The sequence below is a fragment of the Microbacterium sp. CBA3102 genome (genome assembly GCF_007954505.1).
Lineage (GTDB): Bacteria > Actinomycetota > Actinomycetes > Actinomycetales > Microbacteriaceae > Microbacterium > Microbacterium aurugineum.
On sequence record NZ_CP042412.1, the window covers coordinates 939945 to 954087 of the forward strand.

General features: G+C 68.6%; 12 protein-coding genes. 11 read left to right on the top strand and 1 reads right to left on the bottom strand.

Translation table 11 applies throughout. The features are described from left to right. Positions 1–44: 44 nt before the first annotated feature. Entirely contained in the window at positions 45–1442 is a 1398-nt protein-coding gene (locus FGL91_RS04580) for a hypothetical protein (RefSeq protein ID WP_153243199.1), read from the bottom strand. Positions 1443–1731: 289 nt separating this feature from the next. Between FGL91_RS04580 and FGL91_RS04585 the strand changes: the two genes are divergently transcribed. The 11 genes from FGL91_RS04585 to FGL91_RS04635 all read left to right on the top strand — a co-directional run bounded on the left by FGL91_RS04585 (position 1732) and on the right by FGL91_RS04635 (position 14027). Beyond that, positions 1732–4257: a fibronectin type III domain-containing protein gene (locus FGL91_RS04585; RefSeq protein ID WP_153243200.1), complete on the top strand. Its 2526-nt coding sequence runs from the start codon at positions 1732–1734 to the stop codon at positions 4255–4257. A gap of 227 nt (positions 4258–4484) precedes the next feature. Next, positions 4485–5510 carry an Lrp/AsnC family transcriptional regulator gene (locus tag FGL91_RS04590; protein WP_047521408.1) on the top strand — a complete coding sequence of 342 codons (1026 nt, stop codon included), beginning with the start codon at positions 4485–4487 and terminating at the stop codon, positions 5508–5510. A gap of 115 nt (positions 5511–5625) precedes the next feature. Next, complete coding sequence (locus tag FGL91_RS04595; protein ID WP_153243201.1) at positions 5626–7116, top strand: aldehyde dehydrogenase family protein; 1491 nt, start codon at positions 5626–5628, stop codon at positions 7114–7116. Then, positions 7113–7775, top strand: a complete 663-nt coding sequence (locus tag FGL91_RS04600) for a gamma-glutamyl-gamma-aminobutyrate hydrolase family protein (protein ID WP_153243202.1) — start codon at positions 7113–7115, stop codon at positions 7773–7775. Before FGL91_RS04595 ends, FGL91_RS04600 begins: the two co-directional genes overlap by 4 nt. Continuing rightward, on the top strand, positions 7693–7869 hold the full coding sequence (locus FGL91_RS19365; protein ID WP_416202662.1) for a hypothetical protein: 177 nt from the start codon (positions 7693–7695) through the stop codon (positions 7867–7869). Before FGL91_RS04600 ends, FGL91_RS19365 begins: the two co-directional genes overlap by 83 nt. Continuing rightward, positions 7866–8336 (top strand): DUF3830 family protein, encoded by a 471-nt coding sequence (locus FGL91_RS04610; protein WP_017829890.1) that lies wholly within the window; start codon positions 7866–7868, stop codon positions 8334–8336. Before FGL91_RS19365 ends, FGL91_RS04610 begins: the two co-directional genes overlap by 4 nt. 41 nt (positions 8337–8377) lie before the next feature. Then, the gene (locus FGL91_RS04615) at positions 8378–9457 is read left to right on the top strand and encodes an ABC transporter substrate-binding protein (RefSeq protein WP_047521403.1); all 1080 of its coding nucleotides are present in this window, start codon (positions 8378–8380) and stop codon (positions 9455–9457) included. After that, a complete protein-coding gene (locus FGL91_RS04620; RefSeq protein WP_134352571.1) occupies positions 9454–10281 on the top strand; it encodes an ABC transporter permease in 828 nt (275 codons plus the stop codon). The genes FGL91_RS04615 and FGL91_RS04620 overlap by 4 nt, the downstream gene beginning before the upstream one ends. A gap of 2 nt (positions 10282–10283) precedes the next feature. After that, positions 10284–11084, top strand: a complete 801-nt coding sequence (locus FGL91_RS04625; protein ID WP_227991882.1) for an ABC transporter permease — start codon at positions 10284–10286, stop codon at positions 11082–11084. Then, positions 11084–12127 carry an ABC transporter ATP-binding protein gene (locus FGL91_RS04630; RefSeq protein ID WP_153243204.1) on the top strand — a complete coding sequence of 348 codons (1044 nt, stop codon included), beginning with the start codon at positions 11084–11086 and terminating at the stop codon, positions 12125–12127. The genes FGL91_RS04625 and FGL91_RS04630 overlap by 1 nt, the downstream gene beginning before the upstream one ends. A gap of 148 nt (positions 12128–12275) precedes the next feature. Then, positions 12276–14027 carry an alkaline phosphatase family protein gene (locus FGL91_RS04635; RefSeq protein WP_153243205.1) on the top strand — a complete coding sequence of 584 codons (1752 nt, stop codon included), beginning with the start codon at positions 12276–12278 and terminating at the stop codon, positions 14025–14027. Positions 14028–14143: the final 116 nt, after the last annotated feature.

Below are 14143 nucleotides of genomic sequence, written 5' to 3' on the forward strand. Positions count from 1 at the left end.
GGTGGGTGGGCGCATCCAGGTGGTTCCGGTGCGGTCGCCCCGCGCTACTGCACCGCGAACCACCCCAGCGCCTGTCCGTAGATCGGAAGCGTCACGACCGCGACGAGCTCGATCACCGCCACCGTCCCCACCACGACCCACGCCCCGATGATGAGCGGGCGTCGCCGATCCGTGCTCTGGCGCCGCTGCCAGGTCGCGATGACCACGAGCACCAGCGCCACGGGCGGCAACGGGCTCGCGAGGATCGCCAGCGCCGCGAACACCCGCCACGGATCCGATTCCCCTCGCATTTCGACCTTCTCCAACCGCGCTATCTGAGCCAGGAGGCTCGATCGTGCGACGGCGAACAGCGGGGACGAGACTCGTCCTCGGCCGCGAGGCAACACGAGCGCCGCGACGATCACGACCGGCGGAAGCGCGATCAGCAGCCCATACGTCAGCCCGGTGAGGTACCGGCTCTGATCCTCGCCGGTGGCGAACCGCATCGCCGTGGTGGCGCCCTCGAGCACGACGACGACCGTGACCAGCGCCGGCGGCACCAGCACGATCACCGTGTCCAGGATCTTCGCCTGGAGCACGGAGGGGATCATCTGGGCGGCGGTGCCCAACGCGAACACCGACAGCGCCGTGGCGAAGAACGCATACGCGGCCGTCAACCCCGCGTGCCCGATCATCCCGTGGACGAGAGCCGACCCGGCGCCGATCACCACGACGCCGGCAACGACCCCCTGGATGACGAGGGACCGCTTCGGGGATTGGTCTGCCCGGCCCGGTATGCGCGACACCGCCGCGCGCGTCCGTTCGATCGCCTCTGCGGTCCGCGTCGAGGCGAGGCTCAGCCTCACGGCTTCGAGGTCCGCCTGCGTCGCCGCATCCGCAGCGATCAGCAGCGCCAGCACTGCGCCGGCGGGGACGCCGAACATCTCCACCACATCGAGAGAGTTCACGGTGACGTTGGCGACGGCCGCGTTCACGAAGGTCGAGAGGGCGACGAATGCGGAGGCCATCGCCACCACCGCCGCCATTCGTCCCCAGAACTGCCGATGCGCGACGGCATCCTCCGGCTCGACGTTCTCGTGGTCCCGGGGCATCCGGAGGAGAACCTGGAGGGCGATCGACGAGGGGAGCAGAAGCAGCAGTGCGGCACCTCCCTGCTGCCCGTCGAGCGTCGCCGGGGAGACCACCGAGACGGCCGTCTGCTGGGCTTCGGCAGCCGTCCTCGTCAACCGCGCCAAGAGCACCTGCACGCCCACCAGGAGGGAGCCGACGAGCGCTGCCACGCCGACAGCCCGCCGAAGGGAGCGAGCGTACTTCGTCTCCGCCGCGACCACGGCCTCGCCACGGACGGGGTCGCTCCTCACCTCCGCCGGTGCTTCGACTGTCGATGCGAAGAGACGATGCAGCACCCCTCCGAACCCGCTCCTGTCATCCCGGTCCGCCATGACACACCCCTCCCTGGTTGCCCGCTCCGCGAACCATATCGAAGGCCCGCACCGATCGATCCCAGGCGCTCGGCTCCGCGGCGCCAAGATATCGGCTTCGAATCAGCCGCCGGGGTGCGCGCAACCGCGGCCGAACGAGGGTGCGGCGCGTGTCGCGACAGCCGTTCACCTTCCGGTCTCCGCGGGGTCAGGCTCCGGCCATCCGTCTTCGGTGGAGTGGATGGGCCCCGTGCGGCTGAGCACGGAACCCCCATCCACGAAGGACTGACATGACCTCCCCCACCCTACGGTGCGGTGGCGACGTCACGGACTCACCTCCGTCGCGCTCCTCGCCCTGCTCGGCGGCGCCGTCGTCGCCCCCGCGGCCCTCGCCGCACCCGATCCCGAGGTTCCGACCGGCTCGCTGATCACCGGAGACACCGCCTGGCACTATCTCGACGACGGCTCCGATCCCTCGCCCGCTCCCGCGGCGCTCCGCGACTGGACGCTGCCCGCCTATGACGACAGCGCATGGAAGACGGCCCCGGGCTCCTTCGGCGCAAAACGCGGCGAGCTCGCCCCGGTCGGCCCGCAGACGCCCCGAACACTCCTGAACCACTACCTCGACGACACCCAGGCTCCGACCGTGCCGACGTACTTCTTCCGCACGACCTTCGAGCTCGAGGCGGGTGTGGCGGAGAAGGTCGCCGTCCTGCAGAGCACGATCACCTACGACGATGCGATCATCGTCTGGATCAACGGCGAGGAGGTCGCCCGCTACGTCGACGGCCGCATCACCGACACGACCAACGTCGAGTACGCCGGCGACAGCAACGGCGACCCGCTGACGAGCACGTTCAGCGCCGAAGGCGACCTGCTCCACGACGGCACCAACACCATCGCCGTCTCCCTCTTCCAGGATCGCGAGACCAGCTCCGACATCTACTTCGACATGTCGTCGCTCACGCTCGTGGAGGCGTCCGACCCCGGCACGCCCGTGATCGCCCCGCCGACCCGCGTCATCCTGACACCGACCGAGCAGCCCGAGGTCTCCCAGGCCTTCTCGTGGCTGGCGGGCGATGCCTCGCACACGGTCGGGCAGGTAGAGATCGCCCCGGCCGCCGGCGGCGAGACCCGCACGATCGACGCGTACGACGCCGGCGTCGTGAACGGCAACCCGAACAAGCACTTCTCGGCGACCGTGACCGGCCTCACCGCCGCCACCGAGTACCGCTACCGCGTCGGTCTTCCCGGCAGCTGGAGCGAGTGGTTCACCTTCCGTACCGCGGATCCTTCGGCGACCGACTTCCAGTTCATCTACTACGGCGACGCCCAGATCGGCCTCGACACCACGTGGCCGAGTGTCGTGAAGCAGGCCGAGGCCAACGCTCCCCGGTCGATCGGCTCGGTGCACGCAGGCGACCTGATCAACACCTCGAGCAACGAGAACGAGTGGGTCAACTGGTTCAAGGGCATGAAGGACTCGGCGGTCCGCACCAACGTGATGGCAGCCCCCGGCAACCACGAGTACTCCGGCGACAAGCTCCTCACCGCCTGGAAGGCAGCCTTCGAATACCCGCACAACAACCCGTCGACCAGCTCGATCGGTGAGCTGGCAGACCTCGCGAAGGGCGACTCGGAGGTCGCGCAGCAGTACCGCGCGTTCTTCGACCACTGGAGCTCATTCGCTGCCGAGACCGCGTACTACACCGACTACCAGGGCGTGCGCTTCATCACGCTGAACGCGACACGCGACACCACTTTCCTCACGCCGGCCGGACTCCCCTCCTGCAGCGGCGCGGAGTGCCCATCCACGCAGATCGGCGTGCTCTGGACCCGCTTCCAGGGCGCATGGCTCGACCTGCTGCTGCAGAACAGCCCGTCGAAGTGGAACGTCGTCACCTTCCACCAGCCGGTGTTCTCCGCATCGGCGGGCCGTGACGAGCCGGTGCTGCGCGCGGAGTGGCTGCCGGTCTTCCAGCGCAACGACATCGACCTGGTACTCATGGGCCACGACCACACCTACGCCCGCGGCTTTGTGAACACGGACGCGACCGAGACCCCCGGCCTCACCACGGGTCCCGTCTACGTCGTGTCGAACTCGGGCGCGAAGCACTACGACCTGGAATCCGCCGAGAAGAACGTCTGGACCAACAACGGCGCCACCCAGGTGCTGCGTGGTCAGGACGTGACGACGTACCAGGTGATCGACGTCTCGAAGAACCAGCTCGTCTACCGCTCCTACCTCGCGGAGAAGCAGCCGGGAGCCACGACCGACCTCCCCGTCGGCGCCGTCTACGACACGTTCACCGTGACGAAGTCGGACGCCGGCGAGAAGTGGGTCACCGAGGAGGGCGTCACACCCCCGGTCACGCCGGAGCCCGAGGTTCCGGCCAAGATCGAGCTCGGCGCGGCCGCGGTGAAGGCCGGGGGCACCGTCACGGTCGCGGGCAGCGGCTTCGCGGAGGGCGCCGAGCTTCGCCTCGAGCTCCGCTCTGACCCGGTGCAGCTGGGCACCGCGACCGCCGGTGCGAACGGCTCGTTCCAGCGGACGGTCACGATCCCCGCGAACACTCCGGCCGGCGCACACACCCTCGCCGTCATCCTGCCCGATGGCACGGAGGTCACCGCGGCACTCACCGTCGCTGCGGTCTCCGGCGGAGGGGCAGTGACCCCGGGCGCGGGGAGCTCGACCGCGGACGACCTGGCCGCGACCGGCGCCGACAGCACGCCGTACATCGTCGCAGCCGTCGTGCTCCTGGCAGCAGGCGTCGGCCTGTTCGCAATGCGCCGTCGTCGGCAGCACACCCCGGCGGATACGACCGAAGCGGACTGATCCGCGATCGTCATCACAGGACGCCGTTCGGGCTTCGGCCTGGACGGCGTCCTCGTTGGTGGCGCTGCTCCCGCGCGCGGATGCCGAAACCGGGACCGTCTCGCGCTCCGGTGGCAGGTCGGCTCGAGACACGCCGCAACGACCGCGTCCGGTCTCCGTTTTGGTCCCGGCGGCTCGGCGCACTGGGATAACCTTCACCCGAGTCCGTCCCCGGTGAAGGAGAGCCCGTGCCCACGAACGATGTGATGGCCGACGAAACCGATCGGATCGTCGCCGCGGCCCTGCAGGTGAACGGCCGTGCGTCGTGGGGGGAGATCGGCCGCGTGGTCGATCTGCCGGAACGCACCGTCGCCCGCCGTGGGCAGCGACTGCTCGACCGCGGACTGGTGCGGGTCTCCACCTATGTCGACCCCGCCAGAGTGCTCCACGCCCGCGCGGTGCTGTTCCGCATCACGACCGAGCCGCACGCGCTCTGGCATGTGGCACGCACGCTGGCACGACGGTCGGACGCCTCCTCCGTCTCGGTGCTCGAAGGCAGCAGCGACATCGCCGGAATGCTGCTCCCCCACGACGACGCCTCGATCCGCGAGCTGCTCTTCACCGACTTCCCCGAGCTCGAGGGCATCGACTCGATCAACGTGACGACGGTGCTGAAGTTCTTCCGCTCGGGGCACGATTGGCGCGCGGGAGTGCTCACCGACGAACAGGCCCGCATGCTCGACGAGTCGTCCGGCTCCGAGGTCGACCCCGCCGATTCCCTGAGCGCGGACGAGGAAGCACTGATCCGCCTGCTGCTGAAAGACGGTCGGATGCCGGTCGCGCAGCTCGCCCGGTCACTGGGACTGAACGTCACCACCACCCGGAGACGGATGGAGTCCCTGAGCCGTCGCGGCCTCATGCATCCCCGCACCGAGGTGGTGCCGAGCCTGTTCGGCCTCGGTTTGGAGGCTCTGGTGTGGCTCCGCGTCCCGATGGCGCGCCTCGAGAAGGTGGGAGCGGCTCTCGCCGCCGCGCCGGAGGTGAAGTTCATCGCCGCCACCACGGGGACCTCGCAGCTGCTCGCCAATGTGCTCGTCAAGGATGCGGATGCGTTCTACGAGTTCCTCACCGGGCCGGCCGTGGCGGGGCACGACGGACTCGAGGTCGTCGAGTCGCTGGTGGTGATCACTCCGGTGCTGCGCGGGTCCCTGATCGTCGACGAGGCACCCGCCGCGCTGGCCAATGACATGCCCACGGGCGCGATTCGCCTCTAGGCCGATTCTGTTACTGACATGTAACGAAATGGCGAGATCGGTCTCTATCGCTTGACCTAGTGGCGAAATAGGGCGAGTATCCTCTCCAGGGCCATCACCCCTGGAGAGGACGACCGTGTTCACGGCTACTGGAGACGACTGGGCGGATCGCGCGGCGACGCTGCCCCTGCACACGCGCATGTTCATCGACGGCGCGTGGGAGGAGGGCTCGGCCGAGCCCCTGTCTCCCGTGAGCCCCCGCGACGGTCGCGCGCTTCCGCAGATCAGCGCCGCCTCGCCGGCCGATGTGGACCGAGCCGTCCGCTCCGCGCGCACCGCCTTCGATTCCGGGGTCTGGTCGCGGATCGCCCCTCGTGAGCGCGGACAGCGGCTGATCGCCTTCGCGCAGAAGATCCACGACAACGCCGAAGAGCTCGCCCTCACGATCTCGCTCGAGATGGGAAAGCCCGTCCGTGAGGCTCTGCAGACCGAGCTTCGCGCCGTCGTCACCTGTTTCCGCTGGTACGGGGAGGTCGCAGACAAGATCCTCGACGAGGCCCCCGTCACCGCGCCGAACAGTCTCGCGCTCGTCACCCGGGAGCCCGCAGGCGTCGTCGCGGCCGTGGTGCCGTGGAACTTCCCGCTGACCATGACCGCCTGGAAGCTCGCCCCGGCCCTCGCGGTCGGCAACAGCGTGGTGCTCAAGCCCGCCGAGCACACGACCTACTCGGCGCTGCGACTGGCCGAGCTCGCGCACGAGGCCGGCATCCCCTCCGGCGTGCTCAACGTCCTCCCCGGCGCCGGACACGTCGCCGGTCGCGCTCTCGGCGAGCACCCCGATGTCGACATCGTCACCTTCACGGGATCCCCGGAGGTCGGACGGCGCTTCCTCGGCTATTCGGCGGCGTCCAACGGCAAGCGGGTCTGGCCCGAGCTCGGCGGGAAGACCGCGAGCCTGGTGCTGCCCGACGCCGACCTGGAGCGCGCGGTGCGTGCCACGGCCGACGGCTGCTTCTACAACCAGGGACAGATGTGCACGGCGTCGTCCCGCCTGCTCGTACCCCGAGCGCAGCATGATCGTGCGCTGGAGATCGCCGCCGAGGTCGCGCGGACGAGTCTGCCCGCCGACCCGTTCGACGTCACCACCTCGATGGGAGCGATCGTCAGCGAGAAGCAGCTCGCCGGCATCGCCGGTTTCGTGGAGCGCGCCCAGGCGGAAGGCGGAGAGCTCGCGGCCGGAACCCCGGAGCGTTTCGAGGCCGTCGACGGCGGCAGTTACTTCGCCCCCGTGGTGCTCGGAGTCACACCGCAGCACGAAGTCGCCCAGCGCGAGGTCTTCGGCCCCGTCCTCTCGGTCATCGCCTATGACGACGTGGAGGACGCCCTCGAGATCGCCAACGGCACCGAGTACGGACTCGCGGCCGCGCTGTGGAGCACCGACCTCAACGCGGTGCACACCCTGTCGCGACGTCTGCGTGCCGGCGTCGTCTGGGTGAACTGCTTCGAGGAGGGCGACATGACGATCCCCTTCGGCGGGGTCAAGGGGTCCGGCTTCGGCCGCGACAAGAGCCTGCATGCGATCGACAAGTTCACCGATCTCAAGACCACCTGGATCGAGCTGTCATGACCCGTCCGCTCATCGGCATCACGACCTGGCGTCGCTTCATCGACACCGATCTCGGGGCGGGCCGCCCCGCACACACCCTGGGCGCCGAGTACGCCACACCCGTCGAAGCCGCCGGCGGCGCCGTCGTCCTGCTGCCCCCGACGGCGGGCGTCAACGACGTTCTCGACCGCCTCGACGGACTCCTCCTCTCGGGGGGAGAAGACGTGCACCCGTCCCGCTACGGCGCGGAACCGCAGGAGGGCAAGTCCTACGATCCGTCGCGCGACGGGTTCGAGATCGCCCTCGCGCGGGGCGCCCGCCGACGCGGCATCCCAGTCCTCGCCGTCTGTCGCGGGCTGCAGGTGTCCAACGTCGCCTTCGGTGGCACCCTCCTCGTCGACATCCCGCACACCGAGGATCACCAGCCCGTGCGCGGAGCAGACCAGCAGCTCGCCGCCCGGCATCCGATCAGACTCGCCGACGGCAGCCGTCTCGCCGACCTCTACGGCACGCGGCACCGGATCGTGAACACCATCCACCACCAGTCCATCGCCGTCCCCCCCCGACCTGCACCCGGTCGCGTGGGCCCCGGACGGGATCGTCGAAGCCGTCGAAGCAGACGGCGACTGGCCCTTCTGGGCGGTGCAGTGGCACCCCGAGAAGATGATCGACCCCGATGAGGCCGCGGAGGAGATGCCGCTGTTCGCGGCGTTCGTCTCGGCCGCCCGCGAACGAGCAGCGGAACAACCCGCTGCGGAGAAAGGAACACGATGACCAAGCAGGTCTTCCTCGAGTACGAGAACGGCGTCCGCGCCGTCGCCACCCTGTTCGAGGACCTCGCCCCTCGCACCTGCGAGGCCATGTGGGGTGCACTGGAGAAGCCGGTCACCATGCAGGCGATGCACGCGATGTACGCCGGCCCCGAGGTCATGGTCGGCCTCCCCGAAGAGGCGCAGAACTTCGACCCGGAGAAGGTGCCGTTCGAGAACCAGCAGGTCGTACCCGCACCGGGTGATCTGCAGTGGTACTGGCAGCGTCCCATGCAGATGGGCGGTCTGCCGTTCGAGTGGTACGAGATCGGCGTCTTCTACGATCGTGGTGCCCGTACTCTCGGCCCGCTCGGATGGACACCCGTCAACATCTGGGGCGGCATCACCGAAGGACTCGCGGAGTTCGCCAAGGAAAGCGCGGCGATCCGCATCGACGGAGCGAAGCAGCTCACCATCGGACGCCTGGTCTAAGGCGTCTACTCAGTGCTGGACCCATCCCGAAGGAGCAGTGCATGAATACCCGAAGAATCCTCACCACCGGAGCGCTCGTCGCCACCGGCGCCCTCGTCCTCGCCGGCTGTGCGGCCGGCGATGACACCGCATCGTCCGGCGACAAGGAGTTCGCCGGCGAGACCCTCGTCGTCACGTCGTTCGGCGGCGACTGGGAGAAGGCCTTCATCGAGGCCGTCGTCGATCCCTTCGAGGAGGAGACCGGCGCCAAGGTCGAACTGATCACGCTGTACAGCGCCGATGCCCTCGCGCAGGTCACCGCCCAGAAGGCCAGCCCGCAGATCGATGTCGTGCACTTCTCCGGCGGGCAGGAGCTCACCGCCGCCGCGGACGGTCTCATCGCACCGATCGCCGCCGACGAGCTGTCCGAATCCGGTGACCTGATCGACCTCGCCACGGCGGGCCTCGAGCGCGGGGAGGGCCCTGTGATCCAGCTCGCACCGATCGGACTCGTCTACAACACCGAGGCCGATGCTCCGGCACCGACCTCGTGGCTCGACCTGTTCGACGAGGCCTACGCCGGCCACATCGCCCTCACGGACTTCTCGAACACGTACGGCGTGCTCTCGATGCTCCGTGTCTCCGATGCGCTCGGCGGCGGTATCGAGGACCCCTCGCAGGCGATCACCGACCTCGGGGAGCTGGCTTCGTCGGGCGACGCGATCGTCGTACCCACCTCGCCCGACCTGCAGACCGCCTTCGCACAGCGCGACACCTGGCTCGCCCCGTACGCGATGGACTACGCCGGCACGCTGCAGGACGCGGGCCTTCCGGTAGAGTTCATCGTCCCGGAGGAGGGCGTCACCGCCTCCCTCATCACGGCGAACGTGGTCGAGGGCCGGGACAACCCCGACCTCGCGAAGCTCTTCATCGATTTCGAACTGCGCCCCGAAGCGCAGGCCGTCTTCGCGGAGAACATGCGGTACTCGCCGGTCAACACCCAGACCGAACTCTCCGGCGACGCCGCGGAAGCCGTGCTCACCGGCGACGAGTTGGAGACGGTCGTCGTCTACGCTCCGGGCGATGTCGCAGCCTCGCGGCAGTCCTGGACCGATGAGTGGAATGCGCTGATCACCAAATGAGTGTCCGAACCCGTAGGGAGCCCTGGCTCCTGCTCCTGCCGGCGATCGTGCTGCTCGCGCTCGCCTTCATCACCCCGGTGGCTGGCATGCTCCTCATGAGCGTGCAATCGTCGGCAGGCGGGTTCACCCTCGACAACTTCACCCGGTTGTTCACGAGTGAATATCACCTCCAGGCGGCGCTGCGTTCGCTCCGCCTGGGGGTGATCCAGACGATCATCACGCTCGTCATCGCCATCCCGCTGTCGTACGTGATGGCTCGCGCCGGCTCCCTGGTGCGCTCCTTCCTGCTCATCGTGGTGATCCTCCCCCTCATGACGAGCGTCGTGGTCCGCACCTTCGGCTGGGTCGTCCTGATGGGACCTGCCGGGCTGATGATGCAGATTCCCGGCATGGAGTTCCTCGTCGGCGGCACGCAGGGCTTCCTCGGCACCGAGACCGGGGTCGTGATCGCGATGGTGCAGGTGCTCCTGCCGTTCGCGGTGCTCAGCATCCTGGGTGTGATCTCCGGCATCAAGCCTCAGCTCGAAGAGGCGTCGCGCACGCTCGGCGCCGGATTCTGGCGCACGCTGTGGCACGTCGTCCTCCCGCTCGCGATCCCCGGCATCGTCGCCGGTGCCTCGCTCGTCTTCGTCCTCTCGGTGAGCTCGTTCATCACGCCGCGCTTCATCGGCGGGGCGCAGATCCCTGTTTTCGCGCAGACCATCTACGTCGATGCGACCACCAACCTCGACTGGTCGTTCGCGGCCGCGCAGGCGGTGCTGCTCTTCGCCGGGGTCATGCTCGTGCTCGCAGCGACGTCCCGACTCGGGAAGCAGAAGGTGTGACCATGGTCCGTTCCGTTCCGATCCTCGGCAGGGTCCTCGCCATCGCCCTCGGCGTCATCGTGACGCTCTACATGCTCGTCCCGCTCCTGGTCGTCGCCGGTGCGTCCGTCGGCGAGAACCGCTTCCTCACGTTCCCCGGCCAGGGGTTCACCCTCGACTGGTACGTCGAGGCGCTCACCTCGGACACCTACCTCGAACCGTTCCGTCTGAGCCTCGTGGTCGGCGTCACCGTGGCCGTCGTGGCCGCGTCGATCGGCACCGCTGCCGCCCTCGCGCTGACCCGCTTCAACATTCCCGGCGGCGCCGCCATCCAAGCCCTGCTGATGTCGCCGCTGACCATCCCGACGATCATCCTGGCGATCGGTGCCCTGTCGATCTCGTCGCTCACGATCGGCGCCCCGAACGTCGGTGTCCTGATCGCCGTGCACGTCGTGATCGCGATCCCGTACGTGATGCGCACCGTCACCGGCGTGATGGCGCGGGCAGACCACTTCACGGAAGAAGCCGCGCGCACCCTCGGCGCGAGCGCCTGGAACCGCTACCGCCTCGTCGTGCTGCCCATCGCCCGCCCCGGCATCGCGGCGGGTGCGTTCTTCGCCTTCAACATCTCCTTCGACGATGCGGTGATCGCCCTCTTCCTGCGCACACCGCAGCTCGAGACGCTCCCCATCGCCATCTACGGCCAGCTGGAGTTCAGCACCTCGCCCACCGTGGCGGCGGTATCGACTCTCATGGTCCTGCTCACCGTCGTCCTCATGATCGTGCTCGAACGCATCATCGGCCTGGGAAGGTTGTTCGTCTGATGACAACACTCACCATCACTGCTCTCACCAAGGACTTCAAGGGGACATCGGTGCTCAAGGGCATCGATCTCTCGATGCGGTCCGGGGAGTTCGTCTCCCTGCTCGGCCCGTCGGGGTGCGGCAAGACGACGCTCCTGCGCTGCATCGCGGGGCTCGAGTCGCCGAGCAGCGGCACCATCGAGATCGCCGGCCAGGATGTGACGAAGCTCCCTCCCGAGAAGCGTCACCTCGGCATGATGTTCCAGAGCTATGCCCTCTTCCCGCACATGAGCGTGGTCGAGAACGTGCGCTTCGGGCTGCGGATGTCGGGCGAGAAGTCCAAGACCGAGCAGAAGGAACTCGCCGTGCGGGCTCTGGAACGCGTGCAGATGGGTCACCTCGCCGACCGGATGCCGGCGCAGCTGTCGGGCGGACAACAGCAGCGTGTCGCCCTGGCCCGCGCGATCGCGTTCGAGCCGCGTGTGCTCCTGCTGGACGAGCCGCTGTCGAACCTCGATGCCCGGCTGCGGGAGGACATGCAGGTGGAGCTCAAGGAGCTGCACCGCACTCTCGGACTCACCACCGTGTTCGTCACGCACGACCAGGAGGAGGCGATGAGCCTCTCCGACCGCATCGTCCTGATGAATGCGGGAGTGATCGAACAGGAAGGTGCGCCGGCCGAACTCTACGGTGCACCGCGCACCCCGTTCGCGGCAGACTTCATCGGCGCGGCCAACCTGCTCCCGGCCACACGTTCCGGAGCGGTCGCGACGCTCGACGGCACCGCGATCCAGGTGCCGCTGACGGGGGCGGGCCCCGATGGCACCGGTGAGGTCGTGCTCCGCCAGGAGGACCTGCGGCTCTCGCCGACGGTCGGCGCGGACACTCCGGTGAACGTCGACGTCGTCGCCCACGTCTACCGCGGGGCCGACATCGTGTACATCGTCGAGCTCGCGGGGAAGCGGATGCGCGTGGTGCGCCCGCGGCACGAAGCACCCATCCCGGAAGGCGCAGCCGGCCTCGGCTGGCGCGACGGCGCGGTGCTCTGGATCGCCGCCGCCTGACCTCCCCCCCTCGCCCACGGCCCCGGGGCTGAAACCCAGACGACCCCTCGCACGCCCGGCGTGTCCCACCCCGACACGCCGGGTCGCGCGCATTCCGTCTCTGTTTTCGCCCCTGCGCTCGACACGGGCACGGTCATAGGATCGGGGCGTGACAGACGACTCCTCCGCGCGTGCCACCTCGCGCCGCGGTTTCTTCAAGATCGGGGGCGCCGCGCTCGCGGGCGCGGCGGTCGGCGGTGCGGGCGGCGCGGCGATCGGCGCGTCGATGGCCGGCAACCCTCGCGACGGCTTCGCAGACGACCCGGATCCGTTCGCGGCCCTCACTCCGCGCAGTGAGCCGGGGTTCGATCACCTCATCGTCGTGATGGGTGAGAACCGCTCCTTCGACAACCTGCTCGGATACCTGTACTCCCGCGAGAATCTGCCGGCAGGCGAGACGTTCGAGGGCCTGGACTTCGGCTCGTACAGCAACACCTCCTCCGACGGCACGGTCGTCGATGCGCACGTGTACGAGGGCGACACCGACCGGATCATGAGCCTTCCCGACCCGGACCCCGGCGAGGAGTACCCGCACGTCAACACGCAGATCTTCGGCACCGTGGATCCCGCGAGCAACGCCAGACTCTTCGTCGACGAGATGACCGCGCCCTTCAACGCCCCGACGCACGGCGAGAAGCCCACGATGTCAGGGTTCCTGGAGGACTACATCATCAACTTCCGGCGATTGCGCAAGGGAGCCGACCCGAAGCCCGACGAGGCGAGACACATCATGGGTTCCTTCTCTCCGGAGATGCTCCCGGTGCTGTCGACGCTCGCCTCGGAGTTCGCCGTGTTCGACCACTGGTACGCCGGGGTCCCGTCGCAGACCTTCTGCAACCGTTCCTTCTTCCACGCCTCGACGTCACACGGCTTCGTGACCAACCAGGCCGGCGGCGGATACAAGAAGTGGCTCGATGCTCCGGCAGCCCCGACGGTGTTCAATCGGCTCGAAGACGAGAAGGTGAGCTGGAAGATCTACATCGACAAGCTCCAGCTCGTGTCGTTCACCGGGATGCTGCATGCCCAGGTGCTCGAGAAGTACTGGCGCACCGAGCACTTCGGCACCATGGAGGACTTCTACGCCGAGGCGAAGGACGGGAAGCTCCCCGCCTACGCGTTCATCGAGCCCCGCATGGTCTACGACCACAACGACTTCCATCCGCCGTTCGGCCGCCCCCGCGAGGGCGAGGTCGAGGGTGAAGCCGTCTTCGACAGCGCGATCTCGGACGTGCGCGCCGGAGACCGACTCATCCATGACATCTACGAGGCCGTGCGCACGAGTGCGTCCGCGACGGGTTCGAACGCGGTCAACACCCTGCTGCTCATCACCTTCGACGAGCACGGCGGCTGCTACGACCACGTGCCCCCGCCCGCCGCCACCACGCCGACGCCCGACACCGAGGCCGGCGAGATGGGCTTCACGTTCGACCGGCTCGGATGCCGCGTCCCGGCGATCGCGGTCTCGGCGTACACGAAGCGCGGCTCGATCATCCATGACGAGATGCACCACGGCTCGGTCATCGCCACGCTCTCCCGTCTGCACGGTTTGAAGCCGCTCAACGATCGCGACCAGTCCGCCAACACCCTGCTGAACGTCATCAATCTCGACAAACCCCGCCACCCCGCCGACTGGCCGGTGACGACCCCCGCGTACACGCCGCCGAACCCCGAGGAGTCGGCGCCGCGGCCCGGTGAGAAGGATCAGCTGAGGCCGTTGACCCCGCCTGCCCGCGGGCTTCTCGGGCTGCTGATCGCGCGCTACGGCAAGCCGGGAGAGCCCGAGCCGGAGACGTTCGCGGATGCGTACAGGCTGCTCCACGAGCACGGCGAGGAGTTGTTCGGTCCGCCCCGACGTGGCTGACGGAGGCTGCGCCCGGTTCGAGGCGGTACGGATGAATGAAGAGTCAGCTGAGAGTCAGCTGAGAGTCGGTTCGCGGGACGCGCGACGCGCGCACCGGGCTCTGGCGAAGTCGCCGA